At 63.4% G+C, this 20,251-nt stretch carries 18 protein-coding genes; 1 reads left to right on the top strand and 17 read right to left on the bottom strand.

Features of this window, described 5'->3' with window-relative positions:
- Positions 1-156: 156 nt before the first annotated feature.
- From RG540_RS16095 to RG540_RS16170, 16 genes are all read right to left on the bottom strand, one after another.
- The gene (locus tag RG540_RS16095) at positions 157-1,677 is read right to left on the bottom strand and encodes an ABC transporter substrate-binding protein (protein ID WP_407668831.1); all 1,521 of its coding nucleotides are present in this window, start codon (positions 1,675-1,677) and stop codon (positions 157-159) included.
- A 153-nt stretch (positions 1,678-1,830) separates the two neighbouring features.
- Positions 1,831-2,760, bottom strand: coding sequence for a LysR family transcriptional regulator (locus RG540_RS16100; RefSeq protein WP_038589928.1), 930 nt, complete (start codon positions 2,758-2,760; stop codon positions 1,831-1,833).
- An 84-nt stretch (positions 2,761-2,844) separates the two neighbouring features.
- The gene (locus tag RG540_RS16105; protein WP_038589931.1) at positions 2,845-3,594 is read right to left on the bottom strand and encodes an ABC transporter ATP-binding protein; all 750 of its coding nucleotides are present in this window, start codon (positions 3,592-3,594) and stop codon (positions 2,845-2,847) included.
- Positions 3,591-4,436, bottom strand: coding sequence for an ABC transporter ATP-binding protein (locus tag RG540_RS16110; RefSeq protein WP_038589934.1), 846 nt, complete (start codon positions 4,434-4,436; stop codon positions 3,591-3,593). The genes RG540_RS16105 and RG540_RS16110 overlap by 4 nt, the downstream gene beginning before the upstream one ends.
- On the bottom strand, positions 4,433-5,365 hold the full coding sequence (locus RG540_RS16115) for an ABC transporter permease (RefSeq protein ID WP_038589937.1): 933 nt from the start codon (positions 5,363-5,365) through the stop codon (positions 4,433-4,435). Before RG540_RS16115 ends, RG540_RS16110 begins: the two co-directional genes overlap by 4 nt.
- Complete coding sequence (locus RG540_RS16120; protein WP_407668911.1) at positions 5,362-6,408, bottom strand: ABC transporter permease; 1,047 nt, start codon at positions 6,406-6,408, stop codon at positions 5,362-5,364. The genes RG540_RS16115 and RG540_RS16120 overlap by 4 nt, the downstream gene beginning before the upstream one ends.
- Positions 6,409-6,468: 60 nt before the next feature.
- Positions 6,469-8,076, bottom strand: a complete 1,608-nt coding sequence (locus RG540_RS16125) for an ABC transporter substrate-binding protein (RefSeq protein WP_038589943.1) — start codon at positions 8,074-8,076, stop codon at positions 6,469-6,471.
- 47 nt (positions 8,077-8,123) lie between these two features.
- A complete protein-coding gene (locus RG540_RS16130; protein WP_038589947.1) occupies positions 8,124-9,173 on the bottom strand; it encodes a dipeptidase in 1,050 nt (349 codons plus the stop codon).
- Between the two features lie 92 nt (positions 9,174-9,265).
- On the bottom strand, positions 9,266-9,943 hold the full coding sequence (locus RG540_RS16135; protein WP_038589950.1) for a phosphoribosyltransferase: 678 nt from the start codon (positions 9,941-9,943) through the stop codon (positions 9,266-9,268).
- A gap of 9 nt (positions 9,944-9,952) precedes the next feature.
- On the bottom strand, positions 9,953-11,740 hold the full coding sequence (locus tag RG540_RS16140; protein WP_051909460.1) for an adenine deaminase: 1,788 nt from the start codon (positions 11,738-11,740) through the stop codon (positions 9,953-9,955).
- The gene (locus RG540_RS16145; RefSeq protein WP_038589952.1) at positions 11,737-12,660 is read right to left on the bottom strand and encodes a nucleoside hydrolase; all 924 of its coding nucleotides are present in this window, start codon (positions 12,658-12,660) and stop codon (positions 11,737-11,739) included. The genes RG540_RS16140 and RG540_RS16145 overlap by 4 nt, the downstream gene beginning before the upstream one ends.
- Positions 12,661-12,672: 12 nt before the next feature.
- Complete coding sequence (locus RG540_RS16150) at positions 12,673-13,722, bottom strand: ABC transporter ATP-binding protein (protein WP_038589955.1); 1,050 nt, start codon at positions 13,720-13,722, stop codon at positions 12,673-12,675.
- Positions 13,715-14,497, bottom strand: coding sequence for an ABC transporter permease (locus RG540_RS16155; protein ID WP_038589958.1), 783 nt, complete (start codon positions 14,495-14,497; stop codon positions 13,715-13,717). The genes RG540_RS16150 and RG540_RS16155 overlap by 8 nt, the downstream gene beginning before the upstream one ends.
- Complete coding sequence (locus tag RG540_RS16160) at positions 14,494-15,336, bottom strand: ABC transporter permease (RefSeq protein WP_038589961.1); 843 nt, start codon at positions 15,334-15,336, stop codon at positions 14,494-14,496. Before RG540_RS16160 ends, RG540_RS16155 begins: the two co-directional genes overlap by 4 nt.
- A 100-nt stretch (positions 15,337-15,436) precedes the next feature.
- Positions 15,437-16,471 (bottom strand): ABC transporter substrate-binding protein, encoded by a 1,035-nt coding sequence (locus RG540_RS16165; protein ID WP_038589963.1) that lies wholly within the window; start codon positions 16,469-16,471, stop codon positions 15,437-15,439.
- Positions 16,468-17,565: a LacI family DNA-binding transcriptional regulator gene (locus RG540_RS16170; RefSeq protein WP_038589966.1), complete on the bottom strand. Its 1,098-nt coding sequence runs from the start codon at positions 17,563-17,565 to the stop codon at positions 16,468-16,470. Before RG540_RS16170 ends, RG540_RS16165 begins: the two co-directional genes overlap by 4 nt.
- 152 nt (positions 17,566-17,717) lie before the next feature.
- Here RG540_RS16170 and RG540_RS16175 point away from each other — a divergent pair, with 152 nt between their 5' ends.
- The gene (locus RG540_RS16175; protein WP_038589969.1) at positions 17,718-19,145 is read left to right on the top strand and encodes an amidase; all 1,428 of its coding nucleotides are present in this window, start codon (positions 17,718-17,720) and stop codon (positions 19,143-19,145) included.
- A 130-nt stretch (positions 19,146-19,275) separates the two neighbouring features.
- On the opposite strand, the gene RG540_RS16180 is transcribed toward RG540_RS16175, so the two are convergent.
- Positions 19,276-20,208, bottom strand: coding sequence for a LysR family transcriptional regulator (locus tag RG540_RS16180; protein ID WP_038589972.1), 933 nt, complete (start codon positions 20,206-20,208; stop codon positions 19,276-19,278).
- Positions 20,209-20,251 lie beyond the last annotated feature (43 nt).

Consider the following 20,251-nt stretch of genomic DNA (forward strand, 5'->3'; position numbering starts at 1 on the left):
CCAAAGGTGACGGAGGGGGGTAGCGACGGTGCGGCAAACCCAATGGCTCAAGAATATGCCAGGAGGTTACCCCCCTTTGCCCTGCCGGGCATCTCCCCCTCAAGGGGGGAGATCGGTCTGCCGCAAGCGCGCCACTCCAATTCATCGCGTGAAACTTCACTCTACCCAATGAACATCCGTCAGGACGTTCGAAGGGATCGGTTCGTTTTCCCACAGACCCTTCACCTTGCCGTCCCAGACGCCGAGCTTCGGCATGACGAACAGGAAGAGCGCCGGCACGTCGTTGGCGAGGATGGTCTGTGCCTCGCCGTAGAGCTTTTCCTGTCCGGCGGCATCGGAGGTCATCTCGACCTTTTTCAGCACGTCGTTGAAGGCAGGGTTCTTGTAGTTGAAGTAGTAGGGATCGCGGGAATAGATGTCGATGTCCATCGGCTCCGCATGGGCGACGATGGTCATGTCGTAATCGGCGGCCTTCAACACGTCGGCCACCCATTTCGCCGGGAATTCGGTGGTCTCGATGTTCATCGTCACGCCGATTTCCGCAAACATCGCCTGCAGCACCTGCGAGGTGCGCTGCGCATAGGCCATCTGCGGCGCCTTGATGGTGAAGGTGAAGCCGTTCGGGAAGCCGGCCTCGGCCAGCAGCGCCTTCGCCTTGGCGGCATCATAGGGATAGACGCCGGTCAGGTCCTTGTAGCCGCGGTCGTTCGGCGTGTAGTGGCTGCCGATCGGCGTGCCGAAACCGGACCAGGCGCCTTCGACGACGGTAGCGCGGTCGACCGCCATCATCAGCGCCTGACGCACCTTCTTGTCGCTGAACGGCTTGCGGGTGTTGTTCATGCCCGCGACGACCTTGAGCTCGGTATTGCCGATGACGGTCGTCAGCCGCTTGTCGCCCTCGAAGGACTTGATCAGTTCGGGCGCACCGAATTCCGGGAAGGCATCGACGTCGCCGGCCTTCAGCGCCGCGGCCTGGGCCTGCGGATCGCTGATGAAACGGAAGGCCGCGGTATCGAGCTTCAGCGAGACGGCCTTGTTCCAGTAGTCGGCATTCCTGGCGAGATCGACCTTGGAACCCTTCGACCAGCTGACAAACTTGAACGGGCCGGTGCCGATCGGGGTGGTCTTGTTGTCGGCGGCCGACTTCGGCTCGACGATGCTGGAAGACGGCCAGCCGAGCCAATAAAGCAGGCTGCCGGCCGGCTGCTTGAGCTTCAGGACCAGCGTTGAAGCATCCGGCGTCTCGACCGTGTCGATCGAGGCGAAATACCGCTTCTGCGGGTTGATCGAGTCCGCACCGCGGGCGCGATCGATCGAGAACTTGGCAACCGAACTGTCGAAGGCGACGCCGTTATGGAACTTGACGCCCTGGCGGAGCTTGAACGTGTAGGTCAGGCCATCCGGCGAGATCTGCCAGCTTTCGGCAAGCTGCGGCTTGATCTTGCCGTCCTTGTCGATGGTCGTCAGCCCTTCGAAGATGTTCTGCCAGGTCACCTGGCCGATCGCGACAGGTGCGGCGACCGTCGGGTCGAGCCCGGCCGGCTCGATCGCCATGCCGACTGTGATCGCGGTCTTCGCCGCCGCCTCGGCACTTGTCTGGCCCAAAAGCAGGCCCGCGCTGATCGCAAGGCCAAAAGCTGCACTCTTCAATGTAGTAGCAGAGCCCAGAAACGTCATCCTGCCCATCCGTCATCCCCTTTTTTGGAACGAGACCCGCCTGATCGGCACCTGCGGGATCGTCGATTGCCAAAAGTGTGTCATTTCGCAGGTGCACACACAATGCAGAATTTTGTGTTCTCCGTGTAGCCAAAAACGCTACACAGGACGCAATTAGGCGCTTGCTCTTTTAGGGGCCGATTTGCGCGCATCGGCGCCGCGCATGAAGCGCTCGATGAAATCGACGAGCTTACCCGCCGCGAACGAGAGCTGGCGGTCCGGCGCGACGCAGAGATCGATCGGCGTGCGCACCTCCTTGCCGGCGGCGATCGGCACCGCCGCAAGCTGGCCGGCGTCGATTTCGCGCTGCACCGCGAGCGCCGGCAACAGCGTAACCGCTGCGCGGCGCAGAACCAGTTCCTTCAGCATTTCCAGGGAACCGGTGACGAAGACCGGATCGAGCTCCAGCCCGTCCTTGGCGAACAGTTCCTCGAAGGCCTGACGCGCGCCGAAATTCTTGTCGGGAAGAGCAAGCGGCATGTGGACGAGATCGCGCAATGTCAGTTCCCTGGCACCGGCGGACGGATGGTCGGCGGCCATGATGACGTCATAGGTGATCTCGGAGCGCAGCCGCACCTTCACCCCGGATATCTTTGGTGCAAACAGCGTCACCACCAGATCGGCCTCGGCGCCGGCGAGCGCCTCGACCGCCTCGCGCGCGCTGGTGATCGCCACCTCGAACCGCAGCTTCGGATAACGCAGGCTGAATTCCGCAAGCACCGGCGCGATCAGGTTGGCGACCGTCGCGCCGTTGGCATAGATCACCACCTTGCCACGCTGCAGGCCCTGGAGATCGTCGATCAGCTGGTGGACATGTTCGAGCTCGCGCAACGTCCGCCCTGCCCGCGCCGCCAACAGTTCGCCGGCGGCAGTCAGCTTGATGCCACGATTGCTGCGCTCGACGAGCGGCGTTCCGAAATAGTGTTCGAGGTTCTCGATCTGGCGGGAGACGGCGGTGGCCGCCACATTCAAGTTCTCGGCCGCCGCCCGCATCGAATTGGTGCGGACCAGTTCGTCGAAATACATGAGGGCCCGAAGCTGCATGCGAAAGCGATCCTGCGCAAAGCATGTCGCCCGAAAATGGAAGCAGATCCGGGACGCGACATGCGCAAAAATAGACGGCGCCCGTCAGCCGCGGCGGAAGCCTTCGCTGGCGACGAGCAGTTGGCGGGTATAATCAGCTGAAAACTCGCGGTTTTCCAGCGCTTTCCGCGGCACCGTCTCGACCACCTTGCCGTTTTTCATCACAGCCAGCCGCTCGCACATATGGCTGATGACCCCGAGATCGTGGCTTACCATCACGAACGTGAGGTTGCGGTCGCGGCGCGCCTGTTCGAGCAGATTGAGGATTTCCGCCTGGATCGACGCATCGAGAGCCGAGGTCGGCTCGTCGAGCAGGAGGATTTTCGGCTCCAAGATCAGCGCCCGGGCGATCGCGATGCGCTGCCGCTGGCCGCCGGAAAGCTGATGCGAATAACGGAAGCGGAAGCCAGACCCGAGACCCACCTCGTCCAGCGCCCGGTTGATGCGCGTCTCGATATCGGTGAAACCGTGGATGACGAGCGGTTCCAGCAGCAGCCGGTCGACCGTCTGGCGCGGGTGCAGCGAACCATAGGGGTCTTGGAACACCATCTGGACGGTGCGGTAGAACTCCTTGTCACGCTTGCGGCCGGAATAGGGGCGGCCGTTGACGCTGAGCGTGCCCTGGTCGAACGACGCAAGACCCGAGACGGCACGCAAAAGGGTCGATTTGCCGGAACCGGATTCCCCGACGATGCCGAAGGATTCGCCCGTGCCTATATCGAAGTTGACATGATCGAGTGCCGCAAACTCATCGTATGTGACGACCATGTCGCGGATGGAGAGAGCCGATGTCATAGCGTCCACTCCGGCTTGCGGTCGAGGACGGGCAGCGGATGCCGGTCGGAACCGATGGTCGGCAGGCAGTTGAGCAGCCCGCGCGTATAGGGATGCTGCGCGTCGGCAAGATTGGCGGCCGGCAGTTCCTCGACGATCCGGCCGGCATACATGACGATGACGCGGTCGCAGAAGGAAGAGACGAGCCTGAGATCGTGGGAGATGAAGATCAGCCCCATGCCCCGGTCCGCCACCAGCTTGTCGAGGATATCCAGCACTTCGAGCTGCACGGTGACGTCGAGCGCCGAAGTCGGCTCGTCGGCGATCAGCAGTTCCGGGCCGCAGACCAGCATCATGGCGATCATCGCCCGCTGGCCCATGCCGCCGGAAACCTCGTGCGGATAGAGCGAGAAGACCCGTTCAGGATCGCTGATCTGCACCGCCTCCAGCATGGCGAGCGCCCGCGCCTTGGCCTTCGAGGTCGAGATGTTCTCGTGCGTCCTCAATGTCTCGACGATCTGCCGGCCGATCGTCATCACCGGGTTCAGCGAATATTTGGGGTCCTGCAGGATCATCGCCACCTGCTTGCCGCGCAGATGTCGCCGCTCGCGGGCCGGCATGGTCAGGAGATCCCGGTCGCCGAGAGCCAGCTTTCGTGCGCTGATCCTGGCGTGACCGGGGGTCAGACCCATGATCGCGCGCCCGGTCTGCGACTTGCCGGAGCCGGATTCGCCGACGATGCCGAGCCGTTCGCGGCCGAGCGCAAAGGACACGCCGCGCACCGCCTGCACGTCGCCGGTGCGGGTCGGGAAGGTGACACGCAAATCCTCGACCGTCAGGAGTGGCTTGACTGGCACCGTCATTGGCCTGCCTCCTTCGGATCGAGCGCATCGCGCAGGCCGTCGCCGAGCAGGTTGAAGCCGAGGCTGACGATCAGGATCGCAAACCCCGGCATGGCGGCGACCCACCATTGATCGAGGATGAAGCGGCGGCCCGAGGCGATCATCGCGCCCCATTCGGGAAGCGGCGGCTGGGCGCCGAGACCGAGGAAGCCGAGGCCCGCGGCGGTAAGGATGATGCCGGCCATGTCGAGCGTGACGCGCACGATCAGCGACGAGACGCAGAGCGGCATGACGTGGCGCAGCACGATGCGGAAGGGCGAAGCGCCCATCAGCTTCACCGCCGAGATGAATTCCGAGTTGCGGAAGGTCATCGTTTCGGCCCGTGCGATACGGGCATAGGGCGGCCAGGAGGTGACGGCGATGGCGAGGATGGCGTTCTCGATGCCGGGACCGAGGGCTGCGACCAGCGCCAGCGCCAGCACGAGTTTCGGGAAGGCGAGGAAAATGTCGGTGATCCGCATCAGCACTGCATCGACCCAGCCGCCGGCATAACCGGAGACCGTGCCGACGATCAGCCCGATCGGGGCTGCGATGATCGCCACCAGCACGACGACCAGCAGCGTCAGCCGCGACCCGTAGATGAGGCGCGAGAGGATATCGCGGCCCTGATCGTCGGTGCCAAGCAGATAACCCGGCGAACCGAGCGGCAAGAGGCGGGAATTGCGCAGGTCGCCGACAACGGGATTGTGCGGGGCCAGAACGCCCGCCAGTGCGGCAACAAATATAAGCACCAGGATGATGGCCAGCCCGACCAGCGCCAGCCGGTTTTCGGCAAACCGGCGCCAGACGATATACGCCCGGCCGAAACGCGCCTGCTTGCGCGATGTCGGCCGGTCGGAGAGCAGCCATTCGCGGCTATAGGGTTTGAGAGAGGTTTCGGCGGCACTCATCGGCTACGCGTCCTCGGGTCCAAAGTCCGATAGAGAAGATCGGAGAAGATGTTGATGCCGACGAAGACCGCCCCGATCACCAGCGTGCCGCCGAGCACCGCATTCATGTCGGCATTCTGCAGCGAGTTGGTGATGTAGAGGCCGAGCCCCGGCCATGAGAAGATGGTCTCGGTCAGCACCGAACCTTCGAGCAGGTTTGCGTAGGACAGCGCAATCACCGTCACCAGCGGCACCGCGGCGTTGCGCAGCGCGTGGAACCAGATGATCCGGGTTTCTGACAGACCCTTCGCCCGCGCCGCCACCACATATTCCTGGCTGAGTTCGTTCAGCATGAAAGAGCGGGTCATGCGGCTGATATAGGCGAGCGAGAAATAACCGAGCAATCCGCCCGGCAGCGCGATGTGCCGGAACAGGTCCCACATCACCTCCCACTGGCCCTGCATGGCGGCATCCAGAAGATAGAAGCCGGTCTGCGGCGAGAAGCTGTATTCGTAGACGATGTCAACGCGACCCGGGAAGGCGACCCATCGGAGCTGCGCGTAAAACAGCACCAGCGCCAGCAGCCCGAGCCAGAAGATCGGCACCGAATAGCCGATCAGGCCTATGACGCGGACGATCTGGTCGGCAATGCTGCCGCGCCGGACCGCCGCCAGCACCCCGAGCGGGACACCGACGATCGAGCCGATCAACGTGCCGATCGTGGCGAGCTCCATGGTTGCCGGAAAGACGCGCCGGATATCCTCCAGAACGGGATTGCTGGTCAGCACCGACGTGCCGAAATTGCCGGAAAGCGCCTGTTTCGCATAGATAAAGAACTGCTGGTAGATCGGCAGGTTCAGGCCGAGCTCGATCCGGGTTCGCTCATAGAGGTGCGCCGGCGCCCGGTCACCGACGATCGCCAGCACCGGGTCGATGGGGATGACCCGGCCGATGAAGAAAGTGACGACCAGCAGGCCGAATATGGTCGTGACCACCGTCACCACGAAACGCAGGACGGAGGTCGCGAAGGACGATGCACGGCGCCGATTGCGCCGTGTCGCCACGGAGGTTTCAGGTAAGGTCAAGGAATTTGCCTTTCGGACTCAGGGCCTGCAACCGGACCCCTATTCCTTGGAGACGTTGAACACGTAGTTCGTATCGAAGGTCGGGCCGAGCTTGTAGCTCTTCACGCCCTTGGCCACGCCTGCGACTTCCGTCTGCTGGAAGACCAGCACGAACGGTCCGCTCTGCAGCACCTTTTTCTGCAAATCCTCGTAGATTGCTGCGCGTTTGGCCGAATCCCGTTCCAGGAAACCGGTCTTGGTTTCCTTTGTCAGCTCCGGGACATCCCAGGCATTGCGCCAGGCGAGCGTCTTCGTGGTGCCGTCGTCGGCATTGTTCGGGTTCGACGTGAAGGTTTCCGCGTTGGAGTTCGGATCCCAGTAGTCGACGCCCCAGTAGCCGATATAGATGTCGTGGGTGCGGGCGCGGTATTTGGTCAGCGTCTGCTTGCCGTCGCCAGGAATGATTTCCATCTTGATGCCGGCCTGGGCGAAGGTCTGCTGGATCGACTGCGCGATGCCGGTGGTCGGCTCGTTGTTGCGCACGTCCATGGTCACCGAGAAGCCGTCCTTGAGGCCGGCCTTGGCAAGCAGGTCCTTTGCTTTGGCGACGTCGAGTTTGTAGGGTTTGTCGTCGAGCGAACCGAGAATACCTTTCGGCAGGAAGGTCTGGTGGATCTGGCCGACGCCCTTGATCAGGGTCGAGCCGATCGCGTCATAGTCGACGAGGTATTTCATCGCCTCGACGACTTCCGGCTTCTTCAGGTTGGGGTTCTTCTGGTTCAGGCTGAAATAGAAGACCGAACCCTTCGGCGTGCTGGTGACCGCCGTGCCCTTCTTGGAAACCGCGTCGATATCGTTCGGCTCGAGGTTGCGCGCGACGTCGATATCGTTGTTATCCAGCGCCAGGCGCTGTGCCGCGCTTTCCTTCATATGGCGGTAAATAACGCGGTTGAGCGGCGGCTTCTCGCCCCAGTAATTGTCGTTGCGCTCCAGCACGACCACTTCGTTGGCGCGCCATTCGCGGATCTTGTACGGGCCGGAACCGGCGAAATTTGTCTTCAGCCAGGCATTGCCGTAGTCGTCATTGGTGACGTGCTGCGAAACGACCTTCTTGTCGACGACGGCAGCGACCGTAGCCGTCAGGCAGTTCAGCACGAAGGACGGGGCGTAGGACTGATCGACGGTCAGCACGAAAGTATTGGCGTCCTTGGCGACGGCCTTGCTCGCGATATTGTCCTTCTTCAGGCCGAACTGGTTGAGGATGAAGGCCGGCGGGCCGTCGATCTTGACCGAGCGCTCGAACGAATAGGCGACGTCTTCCGCGGTGATCGGGTTGCCGGAGGCGAACTTCAGGCCCTGCTTGATCTTGAACGTGTAGGTCATGCCGTCATCGGAGACAGTCCAGCTCTCGGCAAGGTCCGGCTTGACTTTGGACGTGTCGGCGATGTCCAGGCGCACCAGGCGGTCATAGCTGTTGCCGTTGATCTCGCCGGCCGAGAATTCGAAAGCCTGGCCCGGGTCGAGCGTGATGATGTCGTCGAAGGCAAGCCCGATGACGAGCGTGTCCTTCGGCGTCACCGCGAAGGCCTGCGGCGCGGCAAGCAGCATGAGCGACAGCGCCGCGCTCGCGGACAGCAGACGGACTCGTCCCTGAAGTGCGTGAATCATAGTCGTTTTTCCCCTTTTGGTTATTTGACCTCTGGGGAAAACCAGCCTTATTCGTGCCAGGCCTTCCCCAAAACTCTGAGCCAGTTTTCCCGGCATAGCTTTTTCAGCTCTGCGTCAGCGTAGCCCGCTCCCTTGAGCGCCGCAACCAGATTTTGATTTCCTGCAGCATCATGTATTTCTTCGGGAATCGAGGCGCCGTCGAAGTCCGATCCGAGCGCCACGTGATCGATGCCCATGCGCTGCACCAAGTGGTCGATATGGCGCACCATGTCCGAAAGCGGCGTGGCGACATTGTCGCGTCCGTCGGGGCGCAGCATGGTCACCGCATAGTTGAGGCCGACGAGACCGCCGCTCTCCTTGACCGCGTCGAGCTGGCGGTCGGTGAGGTTGCGGGCGACCGGCGTCAGCGCATGCGCGTTCGAATGGCTGGCGATCAGCGGCTGGTCGGACGTCTTTGCGACATCCCAGAAGCCCTTCTCGGTGATGTGGGCGAGATCGATCAGGATGCCGAGCGTGTTGCAGGCCTTGACCAGTTCGAAGCCGTGATCCGTCAGGCCCGGTCCGGTGTCGGGCGACATCGGATAGGCGAAGGGCACGCCGTGGCCGAAGATGTTGTGGCGGCTCCAGACGGGCCCAAGCGAACGCAGGCCGGCCGCGTAGAAGACTTCGAGATTGTCGAGATCCGCATCGATCGCCTCGCAACCTTCCATATGCATGACGGCGGCGAAACGGCCGGCGTCCATCGCCTTGCGGATGTCGGAGGTCGAACGGCAGAGCTGCCAGGCGCCGGCGCGGTCGAGGCGAAGCGCAATCGACGCCATTTCGAGCGCGGTCGTCAGCGACGGAAGATGATCGAGCGGGACGGACAGCGGCGTGACGTAGTGACCGTTCTGATCGGGTTCCTTCAGAACCAGTTCGCCGGACGGGATATAGATGGCACAGAGGCCGCCGGCGAGACCGCCGGCCTTGGCGCGCGGTCCATCGATATGGCCGTTCGGCGTGCCGTTTACAAACTCGGCAATCGGGTCGCCACCCGCCTTCATGTTCCGCCAGAGCCGCAGGAGCACGTCGTTATGGCCGTCGAACACCAGTTCCATGAAGTCTATTCCCGATTTTCTTGTGAAAGTTCCAAGGTGAGCAATGCGCCGATCCTAGCCAGCCGCTCCTCTTTCGCAAGCCGGAAAACGCGTCAGGCCATCCAGCTCCCCTCGCCCGCCTTCTTCAGCATCGGGGTCCTGAAACCGCTTGTCACACGCGGCCGCCATTCTACGCCGAACGCATCGAGCTTGTCGTGCCAGCGCTCCGATTGCAGCATGGCCGCACCGACGACCACCGGCTCGATGTTAAGCGAAGCCATCAGCGTCAGGCCGGAGACGATCGAGGTGCCGCTGGAAATCACGTCGTCGATAAGCGCCACGCGCTTGTCCTTTATCAGCGGCAGCATGCGTGGATCGACATAGAGGCGCTTCTGCTGTTCCGGTGTGGTGATCGAGGAAAGCGGCACCGACAGGTTTTCGTCGTACCAGAACTTTCGCGAGGTCCCGAGCGGCACGTAGCGCAGGTGACCGAGCGCGCGGGCGACGGCAGCCGCAAGCGTCAGGCCCAAAGTCGGCAGGCCGACGATGACTTCCGGACGAAAGGCGGCGATCTTCGGCGCAAGGTCAGCGGCAAGCGCGTCCTGCACATCGAAACTCGCCTGGTTGATGATCAGGGAGGCGAGCGCGTGCTCCCCGTCTGCAAGCGGCCGGATCGGCAGCCTGATCTGGCTGCCGTCATCAAGTGTTGCCGGGAAGAAGCTGGAAAACGGCCCTGCCCGATCGAACGAACCTGCCGGATGGACGTCCTGCCAGAAATCATGCGGCTGCATTCGCTTTTCCTATTCGAGAATTTCGAGGATCGGCGATTCCAATAGCGTGCCAGTGGCAACGTCGGCAATGCCACGATCCGTCTGGTGCGGGCCGGGATTGCAGGCAAGCGTCGCGCCAAAACAGGCCTTGAACACGAGATAGGGCGGCTGCCAGTCGACGAGGCGATCCATGGCAGCGCGGATTTTCCGGAAACCTTCGGCCACCTCCACCATCGGCGCCTCCGAGACGAGGCCCGAAAGCGGCAGCGGCAACAGGACTTCGACCTTGCCGCCGGTTGCCACCGCCATGCCGCCACCGGCTTCGATCACCGCATTGGCGGCCGCAGCCATGTCGGCCGGGTCAGACCCGAAGACGGTGAGGTTATGGCTGTCATGGGCAAGCGTGGTGGCGAATGCGCCCTTCCAAGTGCCCCAGCCGGTCAAGAACCCAAGACGGGTGCGGCTGTCGGCCCGGCCGTGGCGGTGGGTCACGGCGATCAACGTCGTGCCCTCCGGGGGTACCACGTAACCATCGACGACATCCGCATCCGTCTGCCCCCAGTTCGTGAAGCGCGGACGATCGATCGTCGCGAGCCTGACTTTGCGGCCCGTTGCGGGCAATTTGAAATCTTGCGTCTGAAGCGGCTTGAGCTTCACCGAATCCTGCAGAACGCAGGGGTCGGTCGCATGGAGTTCGACCGTCATGACGCCGTCACGCGCAATCAGCGTGCCGCTGGCAAAGACGTGGCGGGCACGGAAATCCGCGAGGTCCTCAAATAGGACGATATCGCCTCGCCGACCGGCGGCGATCAGGCCGAGATCGGCACGGCCGATGCGGACGGAAGCATTGAGCGTGGCCGCCTGCAGCGCCCATTCCGGTTTCATGCCGTAACGCACCAGCCGGCGCACCACGTCGTCGAGGCCGCCGCCCTGAACGAGGTCGTCCGGAAAGACGTCGTCGGTGCAGAGCGTCACCGTCTGCGGCAGACGGCCAAGCGCGTTGAGCGCCTCGACGAATTCCGGCAGCAGGTGATCGTGCGAACCGCGCATCTCGATGGTCAGGCCGGCACGCAGCTTGGCCATCAGGTCGGCAGCGGAGACAAGCTCGTGGTCGGAGGTGATGCCCGACGCCATGAAGGCCGCAAGGTCCGGCCCAGCCAGGCCGCGGGCGTGGCCGCAGACCAGCTTTTCAGATACCAGCGCCGCCTGCACGATGCCGCTCATGCGCGGATCGCGGTCGATGACGCCGCGCATGTTCATGACCTCGGCAAGCCCGCCGATCTTCGGCCAGAACAGCATTTCCTCGATCGTCGCCGCATCGAAATCGGCCCCGGCCATTTCGAGGCCGGGCGCCGACGGCACGCAGGACGGCGCCAGAACGACGGCACGCAGCGGCAGCGGCTTCACCGCTTCGAGCGCCCACGCGACACCCTCGGTCCCGTGTACATTGCCGAATTCATGCGGGTCCCAGACGACCGTCGTCACCCCGCGCGGCAGCACCGCACCTGCATAGGTCGCCGGCGTCACCATCGAACTTTCGATATGCATATGCGTGTCGATGAGACCCGGCGAGATGAACGTACCCGTCGCGTCGATGATCTCCGCGGCATCCGAACGGGAGCCGGTCTCATGGACGCTGGCGATTACCGGCCCGACGAGGCCGATATCGGCCGGGCGCAACTCGCCGGTCACCATGTCAACCAGCGTGCCGCCCGATATCAGGATGTCGAACGGAGCATCGCCGCGCGCCGCCGTGACGGCGCGGTCACGTAAGCCCGGTTCGGTGAATTCCTGTACGCTCGAGATGATACTCTTCACCAGCTTGCCTCTGCCCGCAGTGTTTCAAGAATGACGGCTCTCGCCTTTTCGACGTCGATCTCGACGCCATAGGCCGCGTTGAATTCGCCTCGGCCGGTGCGCGTCTCGACGACGGTGCGGCCGCGCGTCAGCGTGCCCGAAAGTTCGACATCGATGCGCGCCTCGCGCCAGGTGACGTGTTCGGGAAAAACGAAGGCGACGGCCGCGACCGCATCGTAAAGCGCCATGGCCGGACGGCCGCGGCTGGTGGCGATCGCCACGAACCCGGCCAGCAGGTCGGCGACCAGTTCCGCATTACGCCCGCCCGCAGCCCGGATCGGAGCGACGTCGTCGGGAGCGCAAAGCACCTTGCGGCAGAGATCGAGATCGATCATCCGGAACGGGATATTGTGGGTGAGCACGATCGCCAGTGCTTCCGGATCGGCAAAGGCGTTGAACTCAGCGGATGCGGTATGGTTGCCGGTGGTGACCCCGCCGCCCATCCAGGTGAGGTCAGTGATCTTTGCCGCAAGATCCGGCCGGGCGAGGGCCACCGCCGCGATGTTGGTGAGCGGTCCGAGCGCCATGATGCGACGTTCGCCCTCGCCCTTTTCGAGCCAGGCACAGAGCGCTTCGAATGCGTCGGTATGAAACGTGTCCGGGGCTTCCGGCAGGGCCTGGCCGGCGGTCGGGATGCCGGTCTTGCCGAGAATGTTGGTCGCGGTCTCCAGCCTGGCCAGCACCGGTGCGGCACGGCCGACATGCACCGGGAAAGGCCATACGAAAGCGGAGGCCGCGCCGGCTGCATTGCGGCGAACATGCTCGATAGGCGCGTTGCCGAAGACCAGCGAAACGCCGTCGACGCCGAGCCCCGCATGCGCCGCGACCATGATCGCAGCGATGTCGTCGAAGCCCATGTCGGTGTCGATCCAGATTCCCATGTCAGCCGCTCCTTACACGAACCGCAAGAGCGGTGCAGCTTTTTCGGCCGGCAGATCGAAGGTGAGAGCATCACCCAGCGCATGCGCCGGCTGGCTCGCCTCCACCTCGGCCTTGATCGGGCCAAGCGCGGTATCGAGCAGGTACTCACGGCTGTCACCGGCAAAGGAAGTACCGCGCACGGTGCCCTGGAAAGGACCTGTCCCCAGGGTCACCATACGCGGCCGCCAGGCAAGGCCCGCCGCTGAAGGGGCCCCGCTGGAAAGATGACTTGAAAGATCGCCCGAGAGATCGATGAGACCTGCACCGGTCTTCATCTTTCCGTTTTCGAGCGGGAAAATGTTTTCGAACCCGACGAAGTCCGCAACGAAGGACGATGTCGGGCGGTTGTAGATATCTTCCGGCGAACCGATCTGCTCTATCTTACCGCTCTTCATGACCACAATGCGGTCGGCGAGCGCCAAAGCTTCGGCCTGGTCGTGGGTGACGAAGATCATCGTCACGCCGGTCTCCTTCTGGACACGCTGCAGCTCGGTGCGCATGTCGAGGCGAAGGCGGGCGTCGAGGTTGGAGAGCGGCTCGTCGAGCAGCAGCACCTTCGGCTCCATCACCATCGAGCGGGCAAGCGCGACGCGCTGCTGCTGGCCGCCGGAAAGCTCGGCCGGCTTGCGGTTGGCGAAGGTCGAGAGGCCAACGGACTTGAGGCCGGACTGGACCTTGGTATCGAGCTCGGTGCCGCGCATGCCCTTGAGCTTCAGCCCGAAGGCGACGTTCTCGTAGACCGAGAGATGCGGGAACAGCGCATAGGACTGGAACATCAGACCGACGGCGCGTTTGTTGGCGGGCACGCGGGTGATATCGGTGCCGTCGAGGCGGACATGGCCGCTTTTCACCGCCAGCAGGCCGGCAATCGCCCGCATCGTCGTCGTCTTGCCGCAGCCGGATGGGCCGAGGAGCGCGATCAGCTCGCCCTTGCGGATATCGAGATCGAGGTTCGCGACGGCGACGGAATCGCCATAGGCGAGCGTCAGCTTTTCGAGCGAGAGGTAGGACGCGTCAGACATAGCGGGAGAACCCCAGGAAACGTTCGGCAATGAAGACGATGCCGATGGAGAGGAAGGCGAGCAGCGAAGAGAGCGCTGCGACGGAGGGATCAAAGACGATTTCCATATAGGCGATCATGTCGACCGGCAGGGTGCGTACGCCAGGCCCCGAGAGGAACAGCGAGACCGGCACCTGGTTGAAGCTGGTGACGAAGCCGAGGATGAAGGCCGACATGATGCCGCCGCGGATGTTCGGCATCACCACCCGGAAGAAGGCGCCGAGACGAGAAGAGCCGAGCAGTACCGCCGCTTCCTCGATATCGGAGCGCAGATTGTCGAGGCTGGCCGAGACGACGCGCACCGCATAGGGAAGCACCAGCGCGGTGTGGGCGAGGAACAGCGCCAGCGTGATGCCGACCTGGAAGGGCACGACGATATAACGCAGCAGCGCCAGGCCGACGATGATGCCCGGCACGATGATCGGCGCCGAGACTATCGTGCGGACGATTTCCGCCCCCGGCAGCTTATAGCGCGATAGGGCATAGGAGGCCGGGATGCCGAGGATGAGCGCCGCCGCCGTACCGCCGATCGCCAGGAACAGCGACATGCCGAACGAGGCGCGGAAACTCTCGACCGTGAAGACTTTCGCGATCCAGCGCAGCGAAAATCCCTGCGGCGGGAAGGCAAGCGTCTCGCCGGCCGAGAAGGAGGCGGCGACGATGATCAGGAACGGCCCGATCAGGAAGGCGATCACCAGCAGCAGCGTGATCGGAATGAAGAGGCTGCGCGCGGTCATGCCTGGCTCCTCTGCTTGTTGCGCGCCGTGGCGACCCGCTTGAGGAGGATGTTGGCGGCAAAGCTCATGACGATCAGGATGAAGGCGATGACGCTCGCTGCGACGAAATTGTTGGAGACCGCAACCTGCTGGTAGAGCAGCGTTTCCAGCATCAGCACCTTGGAACCGCCGAGGATGGCCGGGGTGATATAGGCGGTCAGCGAGCCGGTGAAGACCAGCGTGCCGCCGATGACGAGGCCTTCCTTGGTGAGTGGCAGCACGACCTTCCAGAACACCTGGAACCAGTTGGCACCGAGCACCCGGGCCGCCGGAATGGCGTCCTTCGGCATGTTTTCGAGCGCCGAGATCAGCGAGATGATCATCAGCGGCAGGAAGAGCTGCAGCAGGCCGATGAAGATCGCCGTCTCGGAGAACAGGATACGCAGCGGCGCTTCGGTGATGCCGAGCGCCTGAAAAGCCTGATTGACGATGCCCGTGCGGCCGAGGATGACGATCCAGGCATAGGTGCGGGCGACCGGCGAGATCATCAGGGGCAGCACGACGAGGCCCGTGACCTTGCCCTTGGCACCGGGCTCCAGGCTGACGATCGCGAACGCCGCCGCATAGCCGATCACCGCCGAGGCGACCGTGACCAGTGCGCCGAGCCTGAGCGTGCGCAGAAAGACGGCCTGGTTGAGCGAATTGGAGAAGAAGTCCGTATAGGCGGAAATCGTCCAGCCGCCGGTCGGCACGCGAAATCCATCCGACAGCAGGATCACCACAGGCACGAGAAACACCGCCGCCGCGAAGATCGCGGCCGGCAGCGCAAGTGCCAGCGCTTCAGCCCTGTTCTGGAACATGGTGGTTCGATCCTGTTCAACTAGTCGGGATACGGGCAGGCATTCGCGCGCTGCCCGTATCCCTCAGCCTTGGGAGGTTATTCCGTGGTTGCGTTGGCTCTTACTGGCCGACCTTCTCGTTCCAGGTCTTGATCCAGCCGGCACGGTTGTCGAGTGCGACGGCGGACGGGATCAGTTTCAGGCTCTTTGCCGTTTCCTCGCCATAGGTGAGGTTGTTGGCAATCGCTTCGGGAAGCTTGACATCCTTGTTGGACGGGCTGTCGATCAGCTTTTCGGCGAGCTTGGTCTGGACTTCGGTCGAGAGCCAGAAATCCATGAACTGCAGCGCGAGGTCGCGGTTCTTGGAGCCCTTGGTGACGGTCATGACGTTCATGCCGCCCGTCTGGCCTTCCTTCGGCGTGGCCCAGGCGATCGGGAAGCCGAGCTTGGTGAAGGGCGCCCAGGTGAAGCGGCCGATCGGCGCTGCCCAGATTTCTTCCTGCTGCATCAGCTGCACTAGCTGCGACGACTTCTCGTAGAAGGTGACGATCTCGCCCTTCTTGGCGCCGACCGCTTCGATCGGAGCCTTCAGGTCCGGGGTGTCCTTGGCAAGCGCCAGGCCCAGCATGTAAAGCGCCGGCGGCCCCTGGTTGGTGGTGACGTTCGGCCATGCGACGTGGCTTGCATATTCCGGCTTCAGCAGATCGGCCCAGCTGTCGATCTTCATCTTGTCCGAACGGTAGGCGATCGAGGTGGCATAGAACGTATAGCCGACGCTCATGCCGTCGCCGTTCGGATCCTTGGCAACGTCATAGAGCTTGCTGAAGTTCGAGAGCTTGGAGGTATCGATCTTGTCGGTCAGGCCGGCGCGCGAGGCGGCGAGCGCATCCGCCATCGAGATGACGGCCATGTCGACCACCGGGTTGGCCTTGTTGGCCTCCATCTTGGCGAGGCGCTCGACGCTGTTGCCGGTCTCGACGACCAGCTTGCAGCCGCAGATCTTCTGGAAGGGATCGTAGACGATCTGCTTGTATTCGTCCTGGGCCAGCGCATAGACGGAAATCGTCAGCGTCTTTTCCTGGGCCAGCGCCGGGGTTTGCGCGGCACCCATGGTGAGCATCAGGGCGGCGCCCGACGCAAGAATGACCTTGTTCATGATGTGATTTCTCCTGCTGTCGGCTTGTTGGGGGTTTGGACATGCAAATTCGAAATGCCACCGGCCTGCGGGACGGCCGTCGACTGGCGCACGATGAGCTGCATCGGGACTCGGTCCGTCTCGGAGATAACGTTGCCGGTCGAAGCCTCCTCGGCTCCGTTCTCGGCCTCTCCCTCAGGCTCGATCGCACGGATGAGCGCGGCAATCGCCAGATCGGCGATGGTGGCCATGTCCATGCGTACCGTGGTGAGCGCCGGCGTGACCACCGCCGACCAGATGAGATCGTCGAAACCGGTGACGCTGACCGTTTCCGGCACGCCGATGCCGGCGCGCTGCAGTTCCGTCAGCGCCCGAAGCGCCGAAAGATCGGAGACAGCCGCAAAAGCCGTAAAACCCGCCCTGGCCTTGTCCGCCAGACCGAGCGGGCAGCCTTCGCCCGAAACTGCCTCGACCTTCTCGATCCACATCGTATCGCATTCGACCTGCGCGCCGAGGCCAGCCTTCAGCCCGCCGATACGGTCGTTCTGCACGTTCGAGGAGGCGCTGGTGCCGATCAGCAGGACCTTGCGGTGACCAAGCTCTGCAAGATGGCGACCCATCTGGCTGCCACCATCCCAATGGTCGGCCGAAACGGTATTGCCGGGCGTGGAGGGCGTATCGATGACGGCAACGGGGCAGCCGACATCGGCGATCCGCGTGCCGCGCCGGGGAACGATGACCATGCCGTCGACGCCGCGTTCCAGAAGCCGGCCGATCGCCTCGGTCTGCGCCGCGATATCGCCGCGGGAGTCGGCGATGAGCACGCCGTAGCCGGCATTCGAGGCGGCGTTCTCGATCGCCTGGGCAATCTGCGGGAAGAGCGGGTTGGCGATATCCGGGAGGACAAGGCCGAGCACGCCGGTGCGGCCGGTGCGCAGCGCCCGGGCGGTCAGGCTCGGCACATAACCGAGCTCGCTTGCCTTGGCCCGAACCTTCTCGATAAGCTCCGGCGACACGCGTCCCTTGCCGGAAAGCGCATTCGACACGGTCGCCGCCGACACGCCAAGGGCGGCAGCGATGGCGCTCATGTTCGGTCCGGGACGGGGTGAAGCCATATCATGCTCTGATTAAACGTTTAAGCACGAATACTTTGATCAATGGCTTTTGTCGAGTCGTTTGTAAATGCCAGTCCGGATATCCCCATATGCGGCCTTGACTTCCTCGCCCCGACCTGTGGAAATCCTCGGGTATTCATGAGGAAACAGTGATGCAGGACGACGAGATAACCGGCCTTTCCGCCACGGAACTTTCGGAAGCGATCCATGACGGCCGGGCCTCCTGCGCCGAAGTGATGACGGCCTATCTCGAACGGATCGACAGGTTCAACCCCGCAATCAACGCGATCGTCAGCCTGCGCAGCCGGGAAGAGCTTCTGGCCGAGGCTATGGTACGCGACGCAGAGCTTGGCTCAGGCAAATCGCGCGGCTGGATGCATGGCATGCCGATCGCCATCAAGGATCTCTGCGAAGTGAAGGGCATCCGCTGCACCTATGGCTCGCCGATCTTTGCCGATTTCGTGCCTGAGAAGGACGAGGTGATGGTCGAGCGCATTCGCGCGGCCGGCGCGATCATCATCGGCAAGACCAACACGCCCGAACAGGGGCTCGGCTCGCAAAGCTACAATCCTGTGCACGGTGTCACCAGGAACCCCTACGACCTGACCAAGACGGTCGGCGGCTCGAGCGGCGGTGCGGCAGCGGCCCTTTCGGCACATCTCCTGCCGGTCGCGGATGGCGGAGACATGATGGGCTCGCTGCGCAACCCCGCGGCCTTCAACAATGTCGTCGGCTTCCGCCCGAGTTTCGGCCGCGTCCCCTCCTCCCTGAAGCTGGAGAACTTCATGGGCCAGCTCTCCGTTCTGGGACCGATGGGCCGCACGGTGCGCGATGTCGCCGCCCTGCTTTCGACCCAGGCCGGTTACGATCCGCGCGATCCGCTATCCTTGCCGACCGAGGACCTGACGCCGCAAGAGGACCGCGATTTTTCGGGCACCCGTATCGCCTGGCTCGGCGATCTCGGCGGTTACCTGCCTTTCGAACCCGGCGTGCTGGAACTCTGCCGGGCGACGCTTCCGGTCTTCGAACGGATCGGCTGTGCGGTGGACGAATTCGTTCCGGACTTCGACATGGACGACCTCTGGCGCTCCTGGACGACGCTGCGCAGTTGGCTGACCGCGAGCGGCATGCGTGACAACTACGACGATCCGGAAAAGCGCGCCAAGATGAAGCCCGAGATCATCTGGGAAATCGAGCGCGGGCTCGACATGACGGCGCGCGAGGTGCATTTCGCCTCAAAACGCCGCAGTGCCTGGTATCAATACCTGCTGACCGTGTTCGACCGGTACGATTACCTGATCCTGCCCTCCGCCCAGGTCTTCCCCTTCGACGCTGAAACCCACTGGCCGAAGGAGATCGGCGGCCGGACGATGGACACCTATCATCGCTGGATGGAAGTGGTGGTCCCGGCCTCGATGGCCGGCCTTCCGGTCGCCGCCATGCCCGCCGGCTTTGGCAAAAACGGCCTGCCCGCCGGCATCCAGATCATCGGCCGCCCGCGCGCCGACAAGGCGGTGCTGGAGATTGCGCTTGCCTATGAAGCGGCCACGGATTGGTTGGGGCGGAGGCCGAAGCTTTAGGCGAGGCGGAGCGGCGTTTTTAACCCTCCCCTTGTGGGGAGGGTGGCCGGCAGGCGGAGGGGCCTGAATACGGAGCGAAGTCCCCTCCCCAACCCCTCCCCACAAGGGGGCGGGGCTCCACACACCCGCTCTACCAGCCCACAACTTCTTCCCTGTACCGCCCGACCTCCTCGATCAGCCACGCCCGAAACGCCACCACCGGCCGAAAATCGACCTTGCTGAGCGGGGCCACCGCATAATAGGCGCTGGGGCTCGTCACCTGATGCGGGAACGCTTCGACAAGCTGGCCGCCCGCCAGTTCCGAGTCGATCAGGAAAAGCGGCATCAGCGCAACCCCGAGGCCCGCAATGCAGGCTTGGGCAACGTTGCCGAACTGTTCGAAGCGCATGCCCTGCGACGGCGTGCCGATGATCCCGAGGCTTTCGAACCAGTGGTTCCAGGCGCCCGGCCGCGAGGCCATGTGCAGCAGCGGCAGGCGCATCAGGTCCTCGGCCTTTTTGATCGGGTGCAAGGCGAGGAATGCCGGCGATGAGACCGGCGCCACCATTTCCTCCATCAGGAAGGTGCATTCCGCGCCCGGCCAGTCCGGCCCCTTTTCACGCCTAGGCCCTATGTGGATCGCCATATCGATGCCGTCGCGGTCGAAATCGAAGACCCCGATGCGAGTGGCGAAATTGAGCGTGATCTCCGGATGCCTTGCGACGAATTGCGGGATGCGCGGCATCAGCCAGCGGGTGCCGAAAGTCGGCAGGATCGCGAGGTTCAACTGGTCGCTATGCCGTTTGGTCATGACGGCCAGCGAAGCCGAGCGAATTTGCGACAGTGCGATCGCCACTGCCTTGGCGTAGTCCGCACCGGCGTTGGTGAGCATGACCCCACGGCTGGTGCGGTCGAACAACTGGATGCCAAGCTGCTCTTCCAGCCCCGAAACCTGCCGGCTGATCGCCCCCTGCGTCAGCGACAGCTCTTCCGCCGCGCCTGAGAAACTGCCGAGCCGGGCGACGGAATCGAAGGCCGCGAGCGCGGAGGTGGAGGGGAGCAGTTTTCGCGAGAGGCTGACCATTGCCTATTACTATAGATCATGGCTTGATGAGTAAACGGTGCTT

This window comes from Neorhizobium galegae bv. orientalis str. HAMBI 540 (genome assembly GCF_000731315.1).
Taxonomy (GTDB): Bacteria; Pseudomonadota; Alphaproteobacteria; order Rhizobiales; family Rhizobiaceae; genus Neorhizobium; species Neorhizobium galegae.

What these genes read in the sequence shown, in the direction of transcription:
- RG540_RS16095 (WP_407668831.1), bottom strand. Translation starts at nt 1,677, where the DNA reads ATGACGTTTCTGGGCTCTGCTACTACATTGAAGAGTGCAGCTTTTGGC.
- RG540_RS16100 (WP_038589928.1), bottom strand. Translation starts at nt 2,760, where the DNA reads ATGCAGCTTCGGGCCCTCATGTATTTCGACGAACTGGTCCGCACCAAT.
- RG540_RS16105 (WP_038589931.1), bottom strand. Translation starts at nt 3,594, where the DNA reads ATGACATCGGCTCTCTCCATCCGCGACATGGTCGTCACATACGATGAG.
- RG540_RS16110 (WP_038589934.1), bottom strand. Translation starts at nt 4,436, where the DNA reads ATGACGGTGCCAGTCAAGCCACTCCTGACGGTCGAGGATTTGCGTGTC.
- RG540_RS16115 (WP_038589937.1), bottom strand. Translation starts at nt 5,365, where the DNA reads ATGAGTGCCGCCGAAACCTCTCTCAAACCCTATAGCCGCGAATGGCTG.
- RG540_RS16125 (WP_038589943.1), bottom strand. Translation starts at nt 8,076, where the DNA reads ATGATTCACGCACTTCAGGGACGAGTCCGTCTGCTGTCCGCGAGCGCG.
- RG540_RS16130 (WP_038589947.1), bottom strand. Translation starts at nt 9,173, where the DNA reads ATGGAACTGGTGTTCGACGGCCATAACGACGTGCTCCTGCGGCTCTGG.
- RG540_RS16135 (WP_038589950.1), bottom strand. Translation starts at nt 9,943, where the DNA reads ATGCAGCCGCATGATTTCTGGCAGGACGTCCATCCGGCAGGTTCGTTC.
- RG540_RS16145 (WP_038589952.1), bottom strand. Translation starts at nt 12,660, where the DNA reads ATGGGAATCTGGATCGACACCGACATGGGCTTCGACGACATCGCTGCG.
- RG540_RS16150 (WP_038589955.1), bottom strand. Translation starts at nt 13,722, where the DNA reads ATGTCTGACGCGTCCTACCTCTCGCTCGAAAAGCTGACGCTCGCCTAT.
- RG540_RS16155 (WP_038589958.1), bottom strand. Translation starts at nt 14,497, where the DNA reads ATGACCGCGCGCAGCCTCTTCATTCCGATCACGCTGCTGCTGGTGATC.
- RG540_RS16160 (WP_038589961.1), bottom strand. Translation starts at nt 15,336, where the DNA reads ATGTTCCAGAACAGGGCTGAAGCGCTGGCACTTGCGCTGCCGGCCGCG.
- RG540_RS16165 (WP_038589963.1), bottom strand. Translation starts at nt 16,471, where the DNA reads ATGAACAAGGTCATTCTTGCGTCGGGCGCCGCCCTGATGCTCACCATG.
- RG540_RS16170 (WP_038589966.1), bottom strand. Translation starts at nt 17,565, where the DNA reads ATGGCTTCACCCCGTCCCGGACCGAACATGAGCGCCATCGCTGCCGCC.
- RG540_RS16175 (WP_038589969.1), top strand. Translation starts at nt 17,718, where the DNA reads ATGCAGGACGACGAGATAACCGGCCTTTCCGCCACGGAACTTTCGGAA.
- RG540_RS16180 (WP_038589972.1), bottom strand. Translation starts at nt 20,208, where the DNA reads ATGGTCAGCCTCTCGCGAAAACTGCTCCCCTCCACCTCCGCGCTCGCG.